Source organism: Nocardioides sp. Z50_6, assembly GCF_058215755.1.
In genome coordinates this window covers 709,217-729,494 of sequence record NZ_JBZAJB010000002.1, presented here as the reverse complement: position 1 = coordinate 729,494, position 20,278 = coordinate 709,217, and the positions used below count along the sequence as shown (strand labels likewise).

General features: G+C 73.3%; 21 protein-coding genes and 1 pseudogene. 15 read left to right on the top strand and 7 right to left on the bottom strand.

The genetic code is table 11. The annotated features are described in order from the left end of the window. The first annotated feature begins 99 nt into the window (after positions 1-99). Positions 100-1,641 (top strand): S8 family peptidase, encoded by a 1,542-nt coding sequence (locus tag AC4BGE_RS08245; protein WP_490574954.1) that lies wholly within the window; start codon positions 100-102, stop codon positions 1,639-1,641. A 74-nt stretch (positions 1,642-1,715) separates the two neighbouring features. Here the strand turns inward: AC4BGE_RS08245 and AC4BGE_RS08240 are convergent, their stop codons facing one another. Then, positions 1,716-3,023: a flagellar hook assembly protein FlgD gene (locus AC4BGE_RS08240; RefSeq protein ID WP_490574953.1), complete on the bottom strand. Its 1,308-nt coding sequence runs from the start codon at positions 3,021-3,023 to the stop codon at positions 1,716-1,718. A 163-nt stretch (positions 3,024-3,186) separates the two neighbouring features. Here AC4BGE_RS08240 and AC4BGE_RS08235 point away from each other — a divergent pair, with 163 nt between their 5' ends. Beyond that, positions 3,187-4,641: a hypothetical protein gene (locus tag AC4BGE_RS08235; protein ID WP_490574952.1), complete on the top strand. Its 1,455-nt coding sequence runs from the start codon at positions 3,187-3,189 to the stop codon at positions 4,639-4,641. Here the strand turns inward: AC4BGE_RS08235 and AC4BGE_RS08230 are convergent. Then, positions 4,603-5,055, bottom strand: a complete 453-nt coding sequence (locus tag AC4BGE_RS08230; RefSeq protein ID WP_489965316.1) for a hypothetical protein — start codon at positions 5,053-5,055, stop codon at positions 4,603-4,605. The two genes, AC4BGE_RS08235 and AC4BGE_RS08230, sit on opposite strands and share 39 nt — an antisense overlap. A 62-nt stretch (positions 5,056-5,117) precedes the next feature. Here AC4BGE_RS08230 and AC4BGE_RS08225 point away from each other — a divergent pair, with 62 nt between their 5' ends. The 4 genes and pseudogenes from AC4BGE_RS08225 to AC4BGE_RS08210 all read left to right on the top strand — a co-directional run bounded on the left by AC4BGE_RS08225 (position 5,118) and on the right by AC4BGE_RS08210 (position 8,723). Beyond that, on the top strand, positions 5,118-5,576 hold the full coding sequence (locus AC4BGE_RS08225) for a GNAT family N-acetyltransferase (protein WP_490574951.1): 459 nt from the start codon (positions 5,118-5,120) through the stop codon (positions 5,574-5,576). Between the two features lie 108 nt (positions 5,577-5,684). Next, positions 5,685-5,939 (top strand): annotated as a pseudogene (locus AC4BGE_RS08220) (YciI family protein); the annotation flags it as partial. 140 nt (positions 5,940-6,079) lie between these two features. Beyond that, complete coding sequence (locus AC4BGE_RS08215; RefSeq protein ID WP_490574950.1) at positions 6,080-7,255, top strand: RNA polymerase sigma factor; 1,176 nt, start codon at positions 6,080-6,082, stop codon at positions 7,253-7,255. A 127-nt stretch (positions 7,256-7,382) separates the two neighbouring features. Beyond that, the gene (locus tag AC4BGE_RS08210) at positions 7,383-8,723 is read left to right on the top strand and encodes a dipeptidase (RefSeq protein ID WP_490574949.1); all 1,341 of its coding nucleotides are present in this window, start codon (positions 7,383-7,385) and stop codon (positions 8,721-8,723) included. Positions 8,724-8,747: 24 nt separating this feature from the next. Here AC4BGE_RS08210 and AC4BGE_RS08205 read toward each other — a convergent pair whose 3' ends face one another. Further along, entirely contained in the window at positions 8,748-9,737 is a 990-nt protein-coding gene (locus AC4BGE_RS08205; protein WP_490574948.1) for an LLM class flavin-dependent oxidoreductase, read from the bottom strand. 132 nt (positions 9,738-9,869) lie between these two features. Between AC4BGE_RS08205 and AC4BGE_RS08200 the strand changes: the two genes are divergently transcribed. Further along, the gene (locus tag AC4BGE_RS08200) at positions 9,870-10,541 is read left to right on the top strand and encodes a DUF2238 domain-containing protein (protein ID WP_490571048.1); all 672 of its coding nucleotides are present in this window, start codon (positions 9,870-9,872) and stop codon (positions 10,539-10,541) included. A 23-nt stretch (positions 10,542-10,564) separates the two neighbouring features. After that, positions 10,565-11,023 carry a sulfotransferase family protein gene (locus tag AC4BGE_RS08195; protein ID WP_490574947.1) on the top strand — a complete coding sequence of 153 codons (459 nt, stop codon included), beginning with the start codon at positions 10,565-10,567 and terminating at the stop codon, positions 11,021-11,023. Between the two features lie 50 nt (positions 11,024-11,073). Here AC4BGE_RS08195 and AC4BGE_RS08190 read toward each other — a convergent pair whose 3' ends face one another. The 4 genes from AC4BGE_RS08190 to AC4BGE_RS08175 form a co-directional block, all read right to left on the bottom strand. After that, entirely contained in the window at positions 11,074-12,372 is a 1,299-nt protein-coding gene (locus AC4BGE_RS08190) for an RNA polymerase sigma factor (protein WP_490571050.1), read from the bottom strand. Between the two features lie 40 nt (positions 12,373-12,412). Then, entirely contained in the window at positions 12,413-12,781 is a 369-nt protein-coding gene (locus tag AC4BGE_RS08185; RefSeq protein ID WP_490571051.1) for a YciI family protein, read from the bottom strand. Between the two features lie 141 nt (positions 12,782-12,922). Next, positions 12,923-13,633, bottom strand: a complete 711-nt coding sequence (locus AC4BGE_RS08180) for a CPBP family intramembrane glutamic endopeptidase (protein ID WP_490574946.1) — start codon at positions 13,631-13,633, stop codon at positions 12,923-12,925. Between the two features lie 55 nt (positions 13,634-13,688). Further along, a complete protein-coding gene (locus AC4BGE_RS08175; RefSeq protein WP_490574945.1) occupies positions 13,689-14,573 on the bottom strand; it encodes an excalibur calcium-binding domain-containing protein in 885 nt (294 codons plus the stop codon). 233 nt (positions 14,574-14,806) lie between these two features. Here AC4BGE_RS08175 and AC4BGE_RS08170 point away from each other — a divergent pair, with 233 nt between their 5' ends. The 7 genes from AC4BGE_RS08170 to AC4BGE_RS08140 all read left to right on the top strand — a co-directional run bounded on the left by AC4BGE_RS08170 (position 14,807) and on the right by AC4BGE_RS08140 (position 20,269). Then, positions 14,807-15,172 (top strand): PadR family transcriptional regulator, encoded by a 366-nt coding sequence (locus tag AC4BGE_RS08170; protein ID WP_490574944.1) that lies wholly within the window; start codon positions 14,807-14,809, stop codon positions 15,170-15,172. Next, a complete protein-coding gene (locus AC4BGE_RS08165; protein WP_490574943.1) occupies positions 15,169-16,179 on the top strand; it encodes a hypothetical protein in 1,011 nt (336 codons plus the stop codon). Before AC4BGE_RS08170 ends, AC4BGE_RS08165 begins: the two co-directional genes overlap by 4 nt. 25 nt (positions 16,180-16,204) lie before the next feature. After that, complete coding sequence (locus AC4BGE_RS08160) at positions 16,205-16,372, top strand: hypothetical protein (RefSeq protein WP_490574942.1); 168 nt, start codon at positions 16,205-16,207, stop codon at positions 16,370-16,372. A gap of 3 nt (positions 16,373-16,375) precedes the next feature. Next, the gene (locus tag AC4BGE_RS08155; protein ID WP_490574941.1) at positions 16,376-17,566 is read left to right on the top strand and encodes a cysteine desulfurase family protein; all 1,191 of its coding nucleotides are present in this window, start codon (positions 16,376-16,378) and stop codon (positions 17,564-17,566) included. Continuing rightward, entirely contained in the window at positions 17,563-18,042 is a 480-nt protein-coding gene (locus tag AC4BGE_RS08150) for a DUF3099 domain-containing protein (RefSeq protein WP_490574940.1), read from the top strand. The genes AC4BGE_RS08155 and AC4BGE_RS08150 overlap by 4 nt, the downstream gene beginning before the upstream one ends. A gap of 84 nt (positions 18,043-18,126) precedes the next feature. Beyond that, positions 18,127-19,611 (top strand): SulP family inorganic anion transporter, encoded by a 1,485-nt coding sequence (locus tag AC4BGE_RS08145; protein ID WP_490574939.1) that lies wholly within the window; start codon positions 18,127-18,129, stop codon positions 19,609-19,611. Between the two features lie 55 nt (positions 19,612-19,666). Further along, the gene (locus AC4BGE_RS08140; protein WP_490571060.1) at positions 19,667-20,269 is read left to right on the top strand and encodes a dihydrofolate reductase family protein; all 603 of its coding nucleotides are present in this window, start codon (positions 19,667-19,669) and stop codon (positions 20,267-20,269) included. Positions 20,270-20,278: the final 9 nt, after the last annotated feature.

Here is a 20,278-nt window from a genome sequence, read left to right as displayed (position 1 = left end):
TGGGCGTGGCACCCCGCCAGTGACGCCGCTCACCCCGGCGTTGCAAGATGACGCCCTGCGTCCGCTCGGGCGCTCGCTCACCTCTCGGAAGGATCCCCCATGGCCCCTCGGCCCATGCGGCGCATGCCTGCGCTCGCCCTCGCCACCTCCGGAGTTCTCGCCGCGGCGCTCGTCGCGGTCTCCGGTGCCAACCTCGGCGCCAGCGCCGCCCCCACCGCCGCCGACCAGCCCGTCTCGACGCCGGTGCCGATCGCCACCCCCGACGGGGTGCTGTCCAGCTACGTGCTCAACGCCCGCAACGCCAACCCGGGCCACACCAAGCAGCTCGAGCGCGCGGTCGAGAAGGCCGGCGGGGTCGTCGTCCAGAGCTGGCCGCAGATCGGCGTCGTCGTCGCGCACGCCGACGTCGCCTCCTTCCGCGACGACGTCCGCAAGGCCGCGGGCAACAAGCTGGAGTCGGTGGGCGCCACCCGCACCGTCCCGGTCTCCGAGGGCACCCCGTCCGAGCTGGGCGTGAGCTGGGGCCCGGGCGCGTCCGGCTACAAGAAGGGCGCGAAGAAGCCCGCCAACGGCGACATCGGCGCCGAGGCGACCGTGGCCACGGTCGCCGACCCGCGTGAGAACGAGCAGTGGGACCTGCAGATGATCAAGGCCGACCAGGCCCACCGGATCACCGAGGGCAACCGCAACGTGCTCGTCGGCGTCCTCGACTCCGGCATCGACGCCGACCACCCCGACCTCGTCGCCAACCTCGACGTCTCCGAGTCGGTCAACTGCGCCGACGCCGGCCGGCCCGACCAGTCGCCCGAGGCGTGGGCGCCCACCACCAGCGACCACGGCACCCACGTGGCCGGCACCATCGCCGCCGCCCGCAACGGCGTCGGCATCGTCGGCGTCGCCCCCAACGTGCGGATGGCCTCGGTCAAGGTCGTCAACGACGACGGCTACATCTACCCGGAGTACGCCGTCTGCGGCTTCGTGTGGGCCGGTCAGCGCAACATGGACGTCACGAACAACAGCTACTACGTCGACCCGTTCCAGTTCTGGTGCGGCGACCAGCCCGACCAGTACGCCGCGATGGAGGCGGTCCGCCGCGCCGTCGCCTGGTCGACCGACCGGGGCGTCGTGCACGCCGCCGCCGCCGGCAACTCCTCCTACGACCTGGCCAACAAGACCGTCGACACCAGCGCGCCCAACGACAGCACGCCGATCACCCGGACCCTCAACGACACCTGCAAGAAGGTGCCGGGCGAGTTCGACGGCGTCGTCACCGTCTCCTCGGTGCAGCGGTTCCCGGCCGGCACCATGGACAGCCGGCTGTCCAGCTTCTCCAACCGCGGCCTCGGCTCCATCGACGTGGCCGCCCCGGGCTCGACCATCCTCTCCACGATCGTGCGCGACAACGGCTACGGCACCAAGAGCGGCACCTCGATGGCCTCCCCGCACGTCGCCGGGGTGCTGGCCCTGATGAAGTCCGCCCACCCCGGGCTCACGCCGGCTCAGATGATCGAGCGGCTGCGCGCGCAGGCCGACGACAAGCCGTGCGGCACCACCACCGCGGGCGCGCCGTGCGTCGGCACGGACGCGGACAACAGCTACTTCGGTGAGGGCATGGTCGACGCCCTCGACGCGGTGAGCTGACGCGGCATCCCCTGCACGCCGACCGGCGTCGATCCCTTCGGGGGTCGGCGCCGGTCGTGCGTTCCGGGCTCCGGCTACTTCTTCTTCTCGACGACCAGGTAGCGCAGGTCCAGGGTGAAGGTGGCGACGTCGAAGGCGTCGTCCCCCTCGGTCCAGAACTCCCACCAGGCGCCGGGAGGCAGACGCTTCGTGCGGCTGCTCCACCCCTGGCCGTCGCCGAAGACCGGGTCCTCGTCCCACTGGGTCTGCGCCGCGCTGCTGGAGGACACCACGGTGGCGTCCGTCCGGGAGGAGTGGACGGTCAGATGTGCGCGGTCGGTCTCGCCGGGATTGGTCGGCTCCCCAGCGAAGGCGACCCGGACGGCATCCACCCCGCGCACCGCCTTCGGCACCGGGACGAAGTAGCTGGACTCCGCCGCCCCGAAGACGTCGTCGTCGGGGTCGGCCCGGTGGGTCAGCCCGCCGGGGAACCGGACGCTGGGCGTCACCTCGCCCTGCGGGAGGTATGCCCAGCACTCCGGCCACGTGCTGCCGAAGCAACCCGGAGCCCAGGCCTCCTGCGCGGCCATGGTCCGCGTCTCCTCCCGCCACACCAGCGCGTCTTGGGAGACCCACAGCTTCAGTGGCTTGGTGGCACCCCGGTTGCCGACCCTGTCCGTGCCCGACAGGGTGGCGACGTAGCGCCCCGGCGGCAGCGGGACCCCGCGGGCGTCACGCCCCTCCCACGCCACGTCGGTGTGCCACTTCGGTCGGAAACGGACCTCGCGTCGCAGCACGACCCTGCCGTCGTCGTCGTGGAAGGTCACGACCCCGCGCTTCATGCCGTCGGTCCACCCGCCGGCGCCCAGCAGCACCCGGTCGCGGACGTCGACCGAGCGCGGGTAGACCTTGGGCACCACGTCCTTCTTCGCGCCGTACCGCTCCTGGACGCCGAGGTAGCCCTCGAACTTCAGATCGGCTGAGGCGGAAGCGTCGTCGCGACCCTGCGGCGTGATGACCTCGACGCGGTAGTACCCGTGAGGCACCAGCCTGCCCTGCGGGGTGCGACCGTTCCAGGTCCAGGTGTGGCGGCCTGCCGGCTTCCGCCCGAGCACGCGGGTGAACGGCGCGATCTTCTCGTCGAAAGGGGCCACCCGGATCCGCACCGTCGTGGCGACGGGCAGCTCGAACCGGACGGCGAGCCGGTCGCGGACCCCGTCGCCGTTCGGCGAGAACGTCATGCCGCGCTCGGCGAGCACCTGTGGCTCCTGACCCGGCGGAGCCGCGGCCTCGGAGGAGGTCGCCGCGGCGACCGGTCCCCCCAGCGCAGTCGTCACCAGCACCGTCGTCACCAGCGCCGCGGACAGCGCCGCCGCCTGCAGTCCCATCCCCCGTGCGTACATGCACGAAGCGTAGGGGTAGATCGCCCGGACGTGCGTCGACCGGCGGGACGTCTCAGTGACGAGCACGGCACACCGCACCCCTTGCCCGCGCCACCCGGGCGTGGTCGGATGTGACGCCGTCGCACGAGCAGCCGACGGCAAGACACGTACGACGGGGGTCCTTGTGAAGCGTCCGCACCTTGCCCTGCTCCCAGCCGTCGCTCTGGCGAGCGTCGCGTCCGCGCTGCCCCTGGCGCCACCGCCGGCCGGCGCCCAGGCCGCCGCGACCTGCCTGGGCAAGCCGGTCACCATCGTCGCTTCGTTAGACGTCCTGACCGGGACGGAGGGGGACGACGTGGTCGCCATGGAGCCGGAAAACTGGGCCAGGTTCGACGCCCTGGGCGGGGACGACACGATCTGCCTGACCCTGCCCTACTGGACCGTCAACTCCCGCGACTCCCAGCTGCCCTTCGGCTGGGTCGACGCCGGGCCGGGCGACGACGTCGTGGTCAACGAGGCGACCACCTACAGGCACCAGTCCATGTGGGTGGAGCTCGGCACCGGCAACGACACCTTCCAGGGCAACTCGACTCCCGAGACGGTCCACGCGGAGGAGGAGGGGAAGCGGCAGCCCGCCGGTGTCCCCCACCGCGACGTCATCGACACCGGCGACGGGAGGGACACCGTGTCCTCGTTCGCACCCGGCGGGGAGCTCAACGCCGACCGGATCACGCTCGGACGTGGCGGTCTGGCGGTCTCCTACGGCGGCCCGATGGCACCCGACGGGCTGATCGACGTCTCGGCGGCCGCCGATGCCACGCTGTGGCTGGACGCACCGCAGCCGCCGATGACCGGCGAGTTCGTGCTCGACAACACCGCTCGCCGCGGCACCGTGGACGGCGAGCAGGTGCTCACCTGGACCGGCACGGTGCGCCGGTTCCGTTTCTGGTACGCCGCCGCCCCCTCGCCGACGATCTCGTTCATCGGCTCAGCGGACCGCGAGGTCGTCGAGATCGACCGGCCCACGATCGGAGACGTGCGACTCGGCGGCGGCAACGACCGGCTCGTGCTGAACGTGAACACCGGCACGAGCCGCGCCGGCCTCCGGCTCCGCTCCCTGGACGGCGGCCCGGGCACCGACGGGATCACCCTGACCACCGAGTGCCGCGACGCGGTCGTCCGGATGGGTCGCGACCTGCGCTGCGCCACCAGCACGGCGCCCCTGCTCGACTTCGAGCGGCTCCGGGTCAAGAGCCTCCGGCCGGGCGGCACCCTCAGGCTGGTCGGCACCCGGGGCCCCGACCGCTTGAGCGCCACCGGCGACTCGGTGACCGTCCACGCCCGCGGCGGGGCGGACGACGTCCAGGTCGTGGCCAGCAGGCGGGTCCTGGTGACCGGCGGCGCCGGCACCGACCGGATCTTCACCCGGGCCCACGCCGCCGCCGTCCGCGGTCAGGCGGGCGCCGACAGCATCACCATGGCCACCCTGAGCGAGAAGGTCTTCGACCACCCGCCGCCCACCCGCACGCGACAGGTCGCCGACGGCGGCCAGGGCCGGGACACCTGCCGTGCCTCGGTGCGTCGCAGCTGCGAGCGAGGGTCAGCGCCGGCGCGCGATCAAGGCCGCGACGCCCAGTAGCCCGGTCAGCGCCGCCCCGCCGCCGACGACCAGCAGCACCAGCCCGACGGCCCACAGGCCGGAGTCGTCGGAGGAGGCGGCCTCGGCCGCCCAGGGCACCGCGAAGCCGAAGACGGCAGCAGGCGAGAGCGCCACGGCCGCCGCGGCTCCTCCGCCCCGCCTGTCCGGTCCGGCCGCTCGCACCCACAGCAGGGCCAGCACCGAGGCGACCGCGATCGAGGCACCGCACCCGATCACCTGCCACGGACGGTAGGGGCCCTGCCGCTCGCCGTCGACCAGGTAGTACTCCTGGTCCCAGCCGAGCCAGGCGAACCACATCCCCGCCGCGACCAGGGCGAGCACCAGCGCCGCCACGCCCAGGCGGGCGGCGTACGAGGAGGTCCTGGTGGGGGTGCTCGTCTGCGGGGAGGTCATGGCACGCAGTCTCCCCGACCGGGCGAAATCCGGGCGAAACACGGGTCGGGCACGATCGCGCCGTGCAGATCCGGCCAGCAGACTTCGACGACCCCGCGCTCGGGACTTTCCTCCAGCAACACCTGGACGACATGGCGCCCACCGCTCCGGCCGAGAGCCGGCACGCGCTCGCCCTCGACAGCCTCCGGGCGCCTGGGGTCCGGCTCCGGGTGGCGTACGACGACTCCGGCTCGATCGTGGCGACCGGCGCCCTTGCGGCACTGGCACCGGACCACGAGGAGCTCAAGAGCATGCGCACCGATCCTCGGCGCCGGGGTCAGGGGATCGCCGGCCAGGTGCTTGCGCACCTGCTTGCCGATGCTCGAGCACGCGGGGTCGCGCAGGTGTCCCTGGAGACGGGCAGCATGGACTTCTTCGCCCCCGCGCGGGCGCTGTACCGCAAGGCCGGGTTCGTGCCGTGCGGTCCCTTCGGAAGCTACCGGGAGGACCCGCACAGCGTCTTTCTGACGCTGCTCCTGTAGCCGGCGAGGAAGGTCCGGAGCCGATGTCGGATCCCTCCGTGCCCGTTCGACGTCCTGCTGAGAGGTGCGCAAGCACCACCAGCCGAGAGACGAGAGAAGGACACGACGATGCGCTACATGGGATTCGTACAGATGGACCCGTCCAAGGACGTCGACCCGCCCGAGGCCCTGATGAAGGCCATGGAGGAGCACATCTCCCAGGCGGTCGCCGCCGGGGTCTTCCTCGACGGCGGCCAGCAGTGCACGGAGGTGCGCCTGGCCGACGGCAAGGTCACCACCACCGACGGGCCGTACGCCGAGGCGAAGGAGATCGTCGGCGGCTACTCCGTCCTGGAGTTCCGGGACCACGCGGAGGCGGTCGAGGAGGCGCGCCGCCTGGTCGAGCTGCACCAGCAGCACTGGCCCGGGTGGCAGGCTCGGTCGTCGTGCGCCGGATCTGGGACGCCCCGCCCCCGCAGGCCTGATCCTGAGTGGGCTCCGCGTCGCTCCCCTACGCTGCCTGGATGGGGAGCGACGCGGACCCGGTCGTCCACGCGCGCGTCACCGCTGTCTGGCGGCGGGAGTCGACGCAGCTGGTCGCCGCGCTCGTGCGGGTCACCCGCGACCTCGACCTGGCCGAGGACCTCGCCCAGGACGCCCTGGTCGCTGCCCTCGAGCAGTGGCCGGACGCCGGGATCCCGGCGAACCCAGGGGCCTGGCTGATGACGGTGGCCAAGCGCCGCGCGGTCGACACCTTCCGCCGCAACGCCGCGCTGCGCACGAAGACCGCCGAGCTGGGCCACGCGATGCCCGAGGGTCAGGAGGCCGAGATGCCCGACCTGGACGCCGCGGTCGACCACGTCGAGGACGACGTGCTCCGGCTCATCCTGCTCACCTGCCATCCGGCACTGACCCCGGAGAGCCGGACCGCGCTGACCCTGCGGCTGGTCGCCGGCCTGACCACCGCCGAGATCGCCCGCGCCCTCATGGTCAAGGAGTCGGCCGTCGGGCAGCGGATCACCCGCGCCAAGCGGACGCTCGCCGAGGCCGGCTTCGCCCTCGACCTGCCGGTCGGCCGCGAGCGGACCGAGCGGCTCGACGACGTGATGTCGGTGGTCTACCTGATCTTCAACGAGGGCTACACCGCCACCGCGGGCGAAGCGTGGGTGCGGCCCGACCTGTGCCACGAGGGGATCCGGCTGGCCCGGATGCTCGCCGTCCTGGAGCCCCGGCACCCGGACGTGCACGGCCTCCAGGCACTGCTGGAGCTTCAGGCCCCCCGGCTCCCCGCCCGCACCGACGCCGCCGGCCGTCCGGTGCTGCTCGAGGCCCAGATCGCGGCCTGTCACGCCCGGGCGCGGACCGCCGAGGAGACCGACTGGCCCCGGATCGCCGGCTGGTACGACGCCCTCGCGGCGTCTGCTCCCGGACCTGTGGTCGAGGTCAACCGGGCGGTGGCGCACGGACGGGCCTTCGGCCCGGAGGCCGGGATGGCCGTGCTCGACGCGGTCGACCCGGCCGCCCTGCCGGGCTCACACCTGCTCCCCAGCGTTCGCGGCGACCTGCTGGCCCGCGCGGGCCGGCACCGCGAGGCCGCGGACTCCTTCGCCGAGGCGCTGGCGCTCACCGGGAACGAGGCGGAGCGGACGCTTCTCACCGGGCGGCGCGACGAGTGCCTGCGCGCTGCCCGTGATGGGTGATCACCGATGTCCCTGGACGACACCGCGCAGCGCGAGGCACGCTGGAAGACGCCGCCGCGTTCCTGGCGCCGTCCACCAGCGACGGCCACATGACAAGGGGACGACCACCTGAAAGGTGAGTGGCCAGATGGACCTCAAGACCCGGATCACCGAGCTGATGCCCCAGGCGCGTGCCGAGCTGGCCGAGCTGGTCTCGATCCCGTCGGTGTTCGACCCACGACAGTTCCCGGTCGAGGAGTGCACGCGGGCTGCGGAGTGGGTCCGCGACGCGTTCGCCGCGGTCGGGTTCGAGGACGCGCGGCTCGAGGAGACGCCGGACGGAAGCATGGCGGTGGTGGGCTCGCGGCCAGGTCCCGGCCCCGCTGCGCCGACGGTGCTGCTCTACAGCCACTACGACGTGCAGCCACCGCTCGACGACGCCGCGTGGCGGACGCCTCCGTTCGAGCTGACCGAGGTGGACGGGCGCTGGTACGGACGCGGCGCCGCAGACTGCAAGGGCAACATCGTCAGTCACCTGGCGGCGCTGCGGGCCCTAGGCGACGACGTGCCGGTCAACCTCAAGCTGGTCGTGGAGGGGTCCGAGGAGCTGGGCGACGGCGGGCTGGAGCGGTACGTGCCCGAGCACGCGGACCTGCTCCGCGCCGACGCCATCCTGGTCTGCGACACCGGCAACGCGGCGGTCGGGCAGCCGGCGATCACCGCCAGCCTGCGGGGCCTGGTCGAGATGGTGGTGCGGGTGGACGCGCTGCCGACCGAGCTGCACTCGGGGGTGTTCGGGGGAGCCGCCCCCGACGCCCTGGCCGCGTTGGTCGCCATGCTGGCCTCGCTGCGCAACGCGGCCGGGGACACCACGGTCGCCGGCCTGCCCCACGACGAGGTCTGGGACGGGGCGCCGTACTCGGAGGAGGCGTTCCGCAGCGACATCGGGATCGGGGACGAGGAGTCCCTGCTGGGGTCCGGGAGCGTGTCGGACATGCTGTGGGCCCGACCGGCGCTCACCGTCGTGGGGATCGACTGCCCGCCCGTGGTGGGGTCCAGCGCCTCCATCACCCCCACGGCGAGCGCCCGCCTGAACCTCCGCATCCCGCCGGGCACCGACCCCGACCAGGCCGAGCGTGCCCTGGCCAACCACCTGCGCGCGGCCGCTCCGTGGGGCGTCTCGGTCGAGTGCATCACCGAGTTCACCGGGGCGCCGTTCCGGGCCCGCACCGACGGGCCCGCCTACCGGACGATGCGCGCCGCGATGAGCCAGGCCTACGGGCGGGATCCCGTCCTCCTCGGGCAGGGTGGATCGATCCCGCTGTGCAACGTGTTCGAGGAGACCTACCCCGACGCCGAACAGGTGCTGATGGGCGTCGAGGAGCCGCAGACGCTGATCCACGCCCCCAACGAGAGCGTCGATCCCTCCGAGATCGAGCGGATGGCGCTGGTCCTGGCGCTCTTCCTGCAGGACTACGCCGGTTCCTAGCCGTCGCCGAGGGCGGTCAGCGGGTCACCCCGCCAGCTCCATCACCTGCGCGACCATCTCGAAGGAGCGCAGCGTCGCCTCGGTGCTGCGCGCCATCGAGGCGACGATCAGCTCGTCGGCGTCGGCGTGCACGGTGAACTTGTCGAGGTAGTCGCGCACCTCCGCGGGGTCGCCCACCGCGGTGTAGTGGCTCATCTGCTTGATCTGCTGCCCCGACGGGGAGTCGAGGACGGCGTCGGCCTCGGCGTCGCTGAAGGTGCGGCCCCGGCCGACGAGCTGGCTGACCCGCAGCCGCTGGGACTCACGCAGCAGCGCGTGCGCCTCCTCGCTGGAGTCGCACGCGACCACGTTGACCCCGGCGATGACGTAGGGCTCGGCCAGCTGCTCCGACGGCTGGAAGCTGCTCCGGTAGGTGGCCACCGCCTGGGTCAGGGCCTGGGGGGCGAAGTGCGAGGCGAAGGCGTAGGGCAGGCCCAGGGCGGCGGCCAGCTGGGCGCCGAAGAGCGAGGAGCCGAGGATGTAGAGGGGCACGTCCGTCCCCTTGCCGGGGATGGCGTCCACGCCCGGGATCTTCGAGTGGCCCGTCAGGTAGCCCTGGAGCTCCTGCACGTCGGTGGGGAAGGAGTCGGCCGACCTCGGGTCCCGGCGCAGGGCGCGCATCGTGTTCTGGTCGCTGCCGGGCGCGCGGCCCAGGCCCAGGTCGATCCGGTCGGGGTGCAGCGTGGCCAGGGTGCCGAACTGCTCGGCGATCACCAGCGGGGAGTGGTTGGGCAGCATCACCCCGCCGGCGCCGAGCCGGATCGTCGAGGTGTGCGCGGCGACGTGGGCGATCAGGACGGCGGTCGCCGAGGAGGCGATGGTCGGCATGTTGTGGTGCTCGGCGTACCAGACCCGGCGATAGCCGGTGCGCTCCGCGAGCCGAGCGATCTCGACGCTGGCGCGGAAGCTGTCCGCCGCGGTGTCTCCGGCTCCTACTTGGGCAAGGTCGAGGATCGAGATCGGGGTGGCGGTCATGACGGGCCAACGGTCCGGCGCGGGGGGACTATTCCGGTCCGCCCCGGCGAGTGCGTCCGACGCACCGCGCCGGCCCGTGCGGTGCAGCGCGTCGGAGGCTCGCATTGGTCGCATCTGGCTAGCGTGGGTCGTGTGAGCGAACTCACCTCCCTCTCGGTCCGAACCCCCGTGCCGGGTCCGGTCGCCGTCATCGTCCTGGACGTCGCGGCCAAGGTGATGCTGGTGGGTCTGCTGATCACCGCGCTCCGCTACCCCGAGCTCGGCCACCTCGAGGGCAAGGGCTCCACCGCCCGGGCGGTCGGCTACCCGCTGGCGGCGTTCGTCGTCCCGGCCCTCTGGTTCCTGCGCTGGCGCCACTGGGTGACGTTCCCGTGGGTCGTGGACCTGATGGTCACGCTGACCTGCTTCACCGACACCCTCGGCAACCGGATGGACCTCTACGACACGGTGCGTTGGTTCGACGACCTGATGCACTTCGTCAACACCGGCGTGCTGACCGCCGCCTTCATCCTCCTCACCCTGCCGCCGCGGGCGACCCGCGGCCAGGTGCTCGAGCGCTCCCTCGCCTTCGGCGTCACCGCGGCGCTCGGCTGGGAGATCGCCGAGTACTACGCCTTCCTCAGCACCTCGGGCGCCGTCGACAGGTACGCCGACACGCTGGGCGACCTCGCGCTCGGCTCGCTCGGCTCGGTGACCGCCGGTCTGCTCGTGCACTGGGCCTGGCGGCACCACCACCTCCTGACGGCCGGGCCCCAGCCCCTGCTGCCCGGCGTGCACCCGCCGGGCTGGCGACCGCGGCGGTGACCCGGAAGCCCTACGCTCGCCGGGTGACCCTGCGACTGATCGGCGCCGGCCTGCCGCGCACCGGCACCTCGTCGCTCCGCGAGGCGCTCAAGCACCTGCTGGGCGCACCCGTGCACCACATGAGCGAGGTCTTCGCCCATCCGGAGCAGGCGCCCGTCTGGGTCGCGGCGATCGCGGGCCGGCCGGAGACCGGCCCGATGGTGCCGCTCTTCCGCGCGATCTTCCGCGACCTGCTCCCCGACGCCGGCGCCCCGGGCGACGTGGTGGCCGGCTACGACCGGTGGAACGCCGAGGTCCGCGCGGAGGTGCCGCCCGAGCGGCTGGTCGAGTGGCAGCCGGGCGACGGCTGGGAGCCGCTCAGCCGCGCGCTCGGCGTCCCCGTCCCGGACCTGCCGTTCCCCCACGAGAACAGCACCGCGGCGTACCGGTCGCGCGCCGGGCTGCGCACCCGGCGCGACGAGTCGCGGACCCCGTCCGGCTGACGCGCGGCCTCGGTCCAGGTGACCGGTGGCTCAGACCTCGGGTCCGTCCGTCAGCCGCTTCGCGGGGCGTGCGGCCCGCCACGCAGGTTGTGCTGCGCCCGCCCGTGCAGGAGCGCCCGCTCGCGCTCGTTCTGGGTGAGTGCGGCAGCCCGGGTGAACGCCGCGGCCGCCTCGGCGTGGCGCCCCGCCCGCTCCAGCAGGTCGCCGCGGACGCTCGGGATGAGGGCGGAGCCGCCGAGCGCGTCGTCGCCCAACCGCCCGACCACGGCCAGGCCGGCGTCGGGGCCGAAGGCGCGACCGTGCGCGACGGCGCGGTTCACCTCCACGACCGGGCCGGGGGCGGCGTCGGCCAGCACGTCGTAGAGGGCGGCGATGCGCCGCCAGTCGGTCTCCTGCGCCCGCTCCGCGCGGGCGTGCTGCACGGCGATCGAGGCCTGCAGGAAGTACTTCCCGACCGGTCTGCCGCCCGCGGCCAGGCGCTCGGCCCGGCGCAGGGCCTCGCTCCCGCTCCGGATCAGCGACTGGTCCCAGCGGGCCCGGTCCTGCGCCTCCAGCAGCACCGGGGCGCCGGAGTCGTCGACCCGGGCGGCCGCCCGCGAGGCCTGCAGCTCCAGCAGCGCCTGCAGCCCCAGCACCTCCGGGTCGTCCGGGGTCAGCGCCGCCAGCATCCGCGCCAGCCGGATCGCCTCGTGGGAGAGGTCGGGCCGCATCCAGTCCTCGCCGGCGGTGGCGGTGTAGCCCTCGTTGAAGATCAGGTAGATCACGGTCATCACGTCGTCGAGGCGCTTGGCCCGCTCCGCTCCGGTGGGCAGGTCGAACTCGGCGCGCACCTCGGCGAGGGTCCTCTTGGCCCGCGAGATCCGCTGTCCCATCGCCTTCTCCGACGCCAGGAACCCTCGCGCGACCTCGGCGGTGGTGAGCCCTCCCACCAGCCGGAGCGTCAGCGCCGCGCGCGACTCGGCCGTGAGCACGGGGTGGCAGGTGAGGAAGACCAGCCGCAGGACGTCGTCCTCGACGTGGTCGATCTGGGAGTCGAGATCGGGCATCGCCTCCTCCTCCCCCACACCGGCGCGCCCGAGCTCGGCGACCCGCCGGCGCAGCACCTCGGCGCGCCGGAAGTGGTCGATGCCCCGTCGCTTCGCGGCCGTCATCAACCAGGCGCCCGGGTTGTCGGGCACGCCGCTCTCGGGCCACTGCTCGAGCGCGGCGACGAGCGCGTCCTGGGCGAGATCCTCCGCGAGGTCGACGTCGCGGGTCATCCGGGTCAGCGCGCCGACGAGGCGGGCCGACTCGGCCCGCCACGCGGCGACGACGGCCTGCTGGGGGTCGTCGGTCTGCTCTGCCGGCACCTGTGCAGCGTAGTGAACCCCCGTCGCGACCACCCGCTGCTCAGTCGCCCGGCGCCTCCGAGACCTGGCGCAGCGTCGCGACCACGGTCATCTCCGGCCAGTGCTTGGCGTGCAGGTCGGCGAAGAGCTGCTGGTCGGCGACGGCCTCCTCGAGGGTGTCGTACTGCAGGAGGGACCACCCGCCGACGACCTCCTTCGCCTCGGCGTACGGCCCGTCGACCCGGCTGACCTCGCCCTGGCGGACCACGAAGTTGACGGCGTCCTCGGTGCCGTAGAGCCCGCCACCGTCGAGGAACACCCCCTTCGCGGCGCGCTCACCGATGTATCCCTCCATCGCGGTGAACAGCGACTGCGGGGGCGGCGTGCTGACGCCCTCCTCCATCCTCACGAACCCCATGAAACGCGGCATCTCGATCACTCCTACTGGTTGCTGGAAGATGCTTCTCGCACACACGTCGAACGACCGGGCGCTCCTTCGACAACGAACCTCGAGTTTTTTCCCACCGCGTCTACGGCGAGGGGCCGGCCCTCGCCCGCGCCGCTGTCCGACCTATCCGCCGACGCGCTGGGCGATCGTCGGGATGAGGATCGGGAGGTTGAGACACAGGTGCAGCAGCATGCAGGCCGGCAGGTTCCGCGTCCGCGCGTAGAGGACGTAGAGCGCAAGGGTTCCGACGCCGCTCGTCCAGAGCCATGCGGGACCGAAGAACGCCACGTGTGGGGCGATGAAGAGCGGCATCGTGAGCGCGAAGGCGACCCAGCGACGTCCGGTCAGCTCGGTGAGGCGTTCGATCGGATAGCCGCGATAGACGATCTCCTCGCAGACGGCCGCGGAGACGATCATTGCCAGGACGGCGATGATCGGCAGCGAGGTGATCGATGCCGTGCCGGAGTCCTCCTCCGGAGGCCAGAAGGTCAGGACGACCCACTGCCACGTCATGGCGAAGCCGAACAGGTAGAGCGCCCACTCGACCTCCTTCCCCTGCGGACGCCGCAGGCCGATCGAGGCGAGGGGACGACGCTCGACGAGCAGCACGTAGGCGAGCAGGCACGCGACCGCCAGCACGTTCCACGGGATCGACGACGCGGGACCGGGTAGCGGTGGCTCGACGCCGACCGCCCGGCTCAGCCGCGGCAGCCACATCGGCGAGTAGGCGATGACGAGGCCCACCACCCCGACCAGCCAGGGCAGCCACCCCCGCCGGCCAGCCGTGCGGCCAGGCGGTGCGGAGGACGGGGTGGTCCGCGGCGAGCGATTCATAGAGTAGCCACTCTAGAGTAGTCACTCGCCTGATGCACGCAAGGTGCTCGACGGCCTATTCGCAGGCCACGCCGTCGCCGTCGCCGTCCAGGTGCGGGCCGTAGCCGGGGTCGCCGCGGCGGACCGGCGCGAGCCCGGCCGCTCGCGCCGCGGTGCAGTTCTCCAGGTGGCGGGCGCCCCCGGGGGCGGGCGGGGCCGGGGCGCCCGGGTCGGTGAGGTCGTGGTCGACGCGCACCGGCGCCCCCGAGTCAGCAGTGGCGGGCTGCTCCGGACAGCCGGTCAGCACCCGCTCGATCGCCGCGCGCTCGGCCGGGGTGACCCACAGCTCGTACTTCGCCTTCACACTCACCTGACGGGCCACGTAGTCGCAGCGGACTGCTCGGCGCGGCGGCAGCCAGGTGGCGGCGTCGCCGTCCCGCTTCTGGCGGTTGACCCCCGCGTCGACGGGCAGCAGGTTGAGCGGGTCGTTGGCCAGCGCCGCCCGCTTCCGGACGTCCCAGTCGAAGGCGCCGGTGGCCCAGGCGTTGCCGAGCGCCACCACGTGGTCGACGTCGACCAGGGCACCGTGGCCGAGGACGAAGTCGATCCGGCTCCCGGTGTAGGGATCCGCGAGCGTCCCGGAGGTGACCACGCAGTCGCGGGTCCCGGGCTCGAAGGCGAGGTCGACCAGGTGCGCGGCGAGCACGTCGTTGCGGGTGTCGCACCCGTTGCGGTCGGCGTCGAGCCAGGCCGGGCCGAACCGGGCCCGGTCGTATCCGGTCATCGGCGCCCGGCCCTTGGTCTCCAGGGTCGCCAGCAGCGCGGACGCCGTGCCGTGCGGTGCCACCGACGCGTTGGGCAGGGGCGGCGCCTGGGTGGCCCTCGTGGGCTCCGCCGTCGAGGGACCGGGCTCGACGAAGGCGCAGCCGCCCAGCGCGACCAGTGCGACTGCCGCCTGCATCGCGTGTCTCGTCAGCCCCCTCGTCATGGCGTGACCATAAGCCGATGACCGGCCCGGTCGTGGGCGTTGCGACGGGTCGACGCTGTCTGGGCCCACGTCGAGCGTGCTGACATGGAGTCAGGCCGAGCCGGCGACCGGGCCCGGCGCAGACGCCGCCGAGGATCCCCTGGCCGACCCCTGACCGGAGATCCTGAGTGCTGACATCTATCTAGATATGCTGCATACTTAGATACGTGACCGACACCCCTCGCTGGCCGATGCCCTGGATCCGGGCCGGGCTGGATCTGGCCGTGCTGGGCAGCCTGACCGGGGGGCCCCGGCACGGGTATGCCATCGCCCAGGAGTTGGCGGCGCACGGCTTCGGGGTGCTCAAGGGCGGCTCCCTCTACCCGGTCCTCAACCGGCTGGAGGAGGCCGGCAGCGTCGAGGCCGCCTGGGTCGAGGGCACGGGGGGCCCGGGGAAGCGGGAGTACCACCTGACCGCCGCCGGTCGCGCCCGACTCCACGAGGAGCTCACCTTGTGGCGCGAGCTCGCGGAGACGCTGAGCGCCATGGCCGGCGACGGCACCGGATCGACCACGACGGGGGAGACACGATGAACGAGGCCGACGAGCGATCCGCGGACCTGGAGCACTGGCTCGACGAAGCCCGGCTCGGACTGGTGCTCGCACACGTGGCGGCACCGGTGCGCGACGAGATCCTCCAGGAGGCCCGCGTGCTGATCGACCAGACCGGCGACTCCCCCGTCGAGCTCTTCGGCGAGCCTCGTGAGTGGGTGGACGGGCAGCTCGCCGAGCGCCGGAGCCAGGGCCTGCCCTCCGTCATCCCCGAACCGAGCAGCAGGTGGCGCGACGTCGCCGTGATCGGCATGTACCTGGCCGCCGGGCTCGCCGTCACCTTCCTCGTCGTGGGGGTGGCCCAGGAGGGCTGGGGGCTCGACTACGAACTCGGGCTCCTCGGCTTCCCCGTCCTCGGCGGGCTGGTGATGGTGAGCGCCCTCACCGCCTGGGAGAAGACGCTGGCCCGACGTCCGGTCGGCGTCGCGATCGCGGTGGGTGGGACGGTCATGGTGGGCGGGAGCCTCCTCACCGCCCTGCTGATCTGGTGGAGCAGGGAGCACCCCATCGGGCAGGCCGGCGCCTGGCAGCTCGTCCTGCTGGCACTGGCGTGCGCGCTGGCGGGCCGGGTCCTGGACAGCCTGCTCCCGGGCAAGGAGCCCGCCACCTGGCGCGCGCCGCGGGACGACGAGGAGTGGCTGCGGGTGCTGGCCGGCGTCCTGCGTCTGCGCGCCGACATGCCCGAGTCGCGGGTGCGCACCCTGGTGGCCGAGGCACAGGCCCACGCCCTCGAGGCCGGCACCACGCTGCAGGAGGAGTTCGGACGCCCCGAGGACTACGCGGCGCACTTCCCCGTGGACCGGGCCAACCGCACCCGGCGCAAGGCGTGGCTCCACTCGGGGCTGGCCGTGCTCGCCGGCTCCCTCGCCCTTCCGCCCGACGGCAGCTGGAGCAGCCGGGTCCTGACCGTGCTGTTGGCCTCCCTGGCCGCCTGGGAGTGGCGGCGGGTCCGGCGCTCCGCGGGATCGCCCGCCACCGGGGGCCGATGAGGGTCCGCGGTGTCAGGATGGCGTTATGCCCACGCCCCGCCTCGTCGCTGTCAGCCGCGACGAGACCCACCGCTTCAGCAAGGTACCGGCCGGGGTGATGGCCGTCGTGGAGCGCGGCGGCGACGTGGCGCCGGGCCAGCCGATCACCGTGACCCTGCCCGAGGGCCCCCACAGCCCGCTGGCGCCGGTGTAGGTCATGACCCGGCCCCACGAAGCGCCCCGCCGCACGGTCTACCTGGATCACAACGCCACGACGCCGGTCGATCCGGCGGTGACCGAGGCGGCCCTGCCCTACCTCCAGGACCACTTCGGCAACCCGTCGAGCTCGCACGAATTCGGGGCCGAGCCGCAGCGGGCCGTGGCACGGGCCCGCGCGGAGGTGGCCGCGCTGATCGGCGCCCGAGAGCGGGGAGGGACGGTGGTGTTCACCGGCTCCGGCTCCGAGGCGAACCTGCTGGCCCTGCGCGGCAGCGTGCTCTCCGCGTCGGCACCGCGGACGCACGTCATCACCCAGGCCACCGAGCACCCGTCGGTCCTCAGCACCTGCGAGGCGCTCGCACGACACCACCGCACCCGGGTCTCGCTCCTGCCGGTCGCCGACGACGGCGTCGTGGAGCCGGCCCTGCTGGCCCGGCTGCTGGAGCAGCCCTCTTCCGGGGCGAGGGCCGGCGAGCGGACGCTGGTCTCGGTGATGGCCGCCAACAACGAGACCGGTGCCCTGCAGCCGATCGCGGAGCTGGCGGCGATCGCCCACGAGCACGGCGCGCTCCTCCACTGCGACGCGGCCCAGGCGGCCGGGAAGATCCCGCTGGACGTGGAGGCGCTGGACGTGGACCTGCTCACCGTCGTCGGACACAAGATGTACGCCCCCAAGGGGATCGCGGCGCTCTACGTGCGTGCCGGGATCGACCTCGAGCCGGTGGTCTACGGCGGCGGGCAGGAGGCGGGACTCCGTGCGGGGACCGAGAGCGTGGCCCTCATCGTCGCCCTGGGGACGGCGGCACGGCTGGCCGCCGAGGACCTGGCCTCAGGCTCCGAGCAGCGACTCGCGGCGCTGCGCGACCGGCTGCACCACGCACTCGACCACGGGCTGCCGGGCCGGGTCCGGCTCAACGGACCCGAGCGCGATCGGCTGCCGAACACGCTCAACGTCAGCGTGAGCGGCGTGCTGGGCCACGAGCTGCTCGACTCGGCGCCGACGGTGGCGGCCTCGACCGGGTCGGCGTGCCACAGCGGTGAGCACACTCCGTCGCCGGTGCTGACCGCGATGGGAGCCGACCGGGACCGTGCCCTGGGCGCGCTGCGGCTCTCGCTGGGGCGCTGGACCACGACGGAGGAGATCGACCTCGCCGCGGCGGAGCTGGTGCGCGCGGCCTCCCGAGCGTGACCGACCCCTGGCGCGTCGCAACGGCGCAGCGTCAGGAGGTCAGCACCGAGCTCCCCGGCACCGCCGACGCGCTCTGGAAGTCGCTCTCCGGCGAGCTCGACCTCGGCGAGCAGGGCACGGACGTCGAGGTCCGCGGCGCCGCCGGCTACGCCGAGCGCGAGGAGCCGGCCTGGCGGGCCTGGCTGGAGGAGCTCGCCGTCACCTCGCCGGAGACGCAGACCGCGTGGCAAGGTGGACCGATGGGACCGGACCGCCCCCGCTTCACGGTCAGCACCGCCCGCGAGGCCCAGAGTGCGCGCCTGCGGCGGCGCCGGCGCTGGTACCTCGCCCTGATGGGCACCTGCCTCGTGCTGATCCTGCTGGCGTGGAACCTGGTCCGGCTCTGGTCCACGTCCGCGGCCGTCGCCATGTCCGTGGTCGCCGCGGTGCTGCCGCCGGTGGCGGTGCTGGTCGCCAACTGGGGCGAGGACCACTGAGGACGGTACGACGGCAGACCCGCTCCCGGTCGCCTCGTACCCTGCCCGACGGGCCTGTCCGCCCTGTCCTCGAAACGGAGCCACGTGAGCACCACCCTCTCCCCCGCCGCCGACGTCACCGTCCGCACCGCCCTGCGCTCCCCACGCCTGCTGCGCACCGAGGCGCTGGGCGGGCTGGTCGTGGCGCTGGCGCTGATCCCGGAGGCGATCTCCTTCTCGATCATCGCCGGCGTCGACCCGCGGGTGGGGCTCTTCGCCTCGGTCACCATGGCGATCTCGATCTCGTTCCTGGGCGGGCGGCCGGCGATGATCTCCGCGGCCACCGGGGCGGTGGCGCTGGTGATCGCGCCGGTGATGCGCGACCACGGCCTGGACCACCTGATCGCCACCGTGCTGCTCGGCGGCGTGCTGCAGATCGCCTTCGCCGTGGCCGGGGTGGCGAAGCTGATGCGGTTCATCCCGCGCCAGGTGATGGTCGGCTTCGTCAACGCCCTGGCGATCCTGATCCTGGTGGCGCAGCTGCCCCATCTGGTCGACGTGCCGTGGCCGGTCTACCCGATGGTCGCCGTCGGCCTGGCCGTGATCGTCGGCCTGCCCCGGCTCACCACGGCCGTCCCGGCGCCGCTGGTCGCCATCGCGCTGCTCACCGCCTTCACCGTGCTGGCCGCGGTCGACGTCCCGAACGTCGGCGACGAGGGCGAGCTGCCCGACAGCCTGCCGTCGCTCTTCCTGCCCGACGTCCCGTTCACGCTCGAGACGCTGCAGCTCATCGCGCCGTACGCGCTGGCGATGGCCCTGGTCGGCCTGCTGGAGTCGCTGCTCACCGCCAAGCTGGTCGACGACGTCACCGACACCGGCTCCGACAAGACCCGGGAGGCGTGGGGCCAGGGCGGCGCCAACCTGATCACCGGGCTCTTCGGCGGCATGGGCGGCTGCGCGATGATCGGCCAGACGATGATCAACGTGAAGGTCTCCGGGGCTCGCACCCGGATCTCCACCTTCCTCGCGGGCTTCTTCCTGCTGGTGCTGGTCGTCGGGTTCGGCGACCTCGTCGCCCTGATCCCGATGGCCGCGCTGGTGGCGGTGATGATCATGGTCGCCGTCGGCTCCTTCGACTGGCACAGCGTCGCGCCGGCGACGCTGCGCCGGATGCCGCTCTCGGAGACCCTGGTGATGGTCGCCACGGTGGTGGTCACCGTGTGGACCCACAACCTGGCGATCGGCGTCGGGGTCGGCGTCCTGGTGGCGATGACCCTCTTCGCCCGGCGGGTGGCGCACCTGACCGAGACCCACCGCACCCTCGACGAGGGCGGCGCCATCGCCGTCTACCGGGTCACCGGCGAGCTCTTCTTCGCCTCCAGCAACGACCTCTACACCCAGTTCGACTACGCCGGCGACCCGGCGCGGGTGGTGATCGACCTCTCCGCCGCGCACGTCTGGGACGCCTCCACCGTCGCCGCGCTCGACGCCATCACCACCAAGTACGAGCGGCGCGGCAAGGCGGTGGAGATCATCGGCCTCGACGAGGCCAGCGCCGCCCGGCACGGCCGGCTCACCGGCCGGCTGTAGCCCTCCCGGCCTCAGGGGGTGGCGCCGCCGGCCGCGGGGCCCCTAGCGTCTCTTCATGGGCATCGTGACCGCGGACATGGCCGTCTCCCTCGACCTGGTCGGGGCCGGCCGAGACCAGTCGCTGGAGCACCCCTTCGGACCGCACGTGGGCCACCGGCTGCACACCTGGATGTTCGAGCACCACGACGAGAGCGCCGCGGAGATCGAGGCGATCGTGCAGGCCCGCGCCTACGTGATGGGCCGGCACATGTTCGGGCCCGATCGCGGCGAGTGGGACCTGGGGTGGACGGGCTGGTGGGGCGACGAGCCGCCGTACCACGCCCCGGTCTTCGTGCTCTCCTCCCGGCCGCGGGAGCCGGTGCGGATGAAGGGCGGCACCACCTTCCACTTCGTCACCGACGGCTACGACGCCGCGCTCGCGCTGGCCCGCGAGGCCGCCGGGGAGGGCGATGTGTCCATCGCCGGCGGGGTGAGCACGCTCAACGCCTACCTGGCCGCCGGCGACGTCGACGAGCTGCGCCTGCACGTCGTGCCGTTCACGGTCGGCGCCGGCCTGCGGGTCCTCGACGGGGTCGACGACCTGGCGATGACGCCGGTCTCGGCCCGGACGACGCCGCACGTCACTCACCTGGTCTACCGGCACGACCCGCTGGACTGAGACGTCCGG

What these genes read in the sequence shown, in the direction of transcription:
- AC4BGE_RS08180 (WP_490574946.1), bottom strand. Translation starts at nt 13,633, where the DNA reads ATGAATCGCTCGCCGCGGACCACCCCGTCCTCCGCACCGCCTGGCCGC.
- AC4BGE_RS08210 (WP_490574949.1), top strand. Translation starts at nt 7,383, where the DNA reads ATGGACCTCAAGACCCGGATCACCGAGCTGATGCCCCAGGCGCGTGCC.
- AC4BGE_RS08175 (WP_490574945.1), bottom strand. Translation starts at nt 14,573, where the DNA reads ATGCAGGCGGCAGTCGCACTGGTCGCGCTGGGCGGCTGCGCCTTCGTC.
- AC4BGE_RS08160 (WP_490574942.1), top strand. Translation starts at nt 16,205, where the DNA reads ATGCCCACGCCCCGCCTCGTCGCTGTCAGCCGCGACGAGACCCACCGC.
- AC4BGE_RS08230 (WP_489965316.1), bottom strand. Translation starts at nt 5,055, where the DNA reads ATGACCTCCCCGCAGACGAGCACCCCCACCAGGACCTCCTCGTACGCC.
- AC4BGE_RS08205 (WP_490574948.1), bottom strand. Translation starts at nt 9,737, where the DNA reads ATGACCGCCACCCCGATCTCGATCCTCGACCTTGCCCAAGTAGGAGCC.
- AC4BGE_RS08215 (WP_490574950.1), top strand. Translation starts at nt 6,080, where the DNA reads ATGGGGAGCGACGCGGACCCGGTCGTCCACGCGCGCGTCACCGCTGTC.
- AC4BGE_RS08185 (WP_490571051.1), bottom strand. Translation starts at nt 12,781, where the DNA reads ATGCCGCGTTTCATGGGGTTCGTGAGGATGGAGGAGGGCGTCAGCACG.
- AC4BGE_RS08155 (WP_490574941.1), top strand. Translation starts at nt 16,376, where the DNA reads ATGACCCGGCCCCACGAAGCGCCCCGCCGCACGGTCTACCTGGATCAC.
- AC4BGE_RS08245 (WP_490574954.1), top strand. Translation starts at nt 100, where the DNA reads ATGGCCCCTCGGCCCATGCGGCGCATGCCTGCGCTCGCCCTCGCCACC.
- AC4BGE_RS08240 (WP_490574953.1), bottom strand. Translation starts at nt 3,023, where the DNA reads ATGTACGCACGGGGGATGGGACTGCAGGCGGCGGCGCTGTCCGCGGCG.
- AC4BGE_RS08165 (WP_490574943.1), top strand. Translation starts at nt 15,169, where the DNA reads ATGAACGAGGCCGACGAGCGATCCGCGGACCTGGAGCACTGGCTCGAC.
- AC4BGE_RS08140 (WP_490571060.1), top strand. Translation starts at nt 19,667, where the DNA reads ATGGGCATCGTGACCGCGGACATGGCCGTCTCCCTCGACCTGGTCGGG.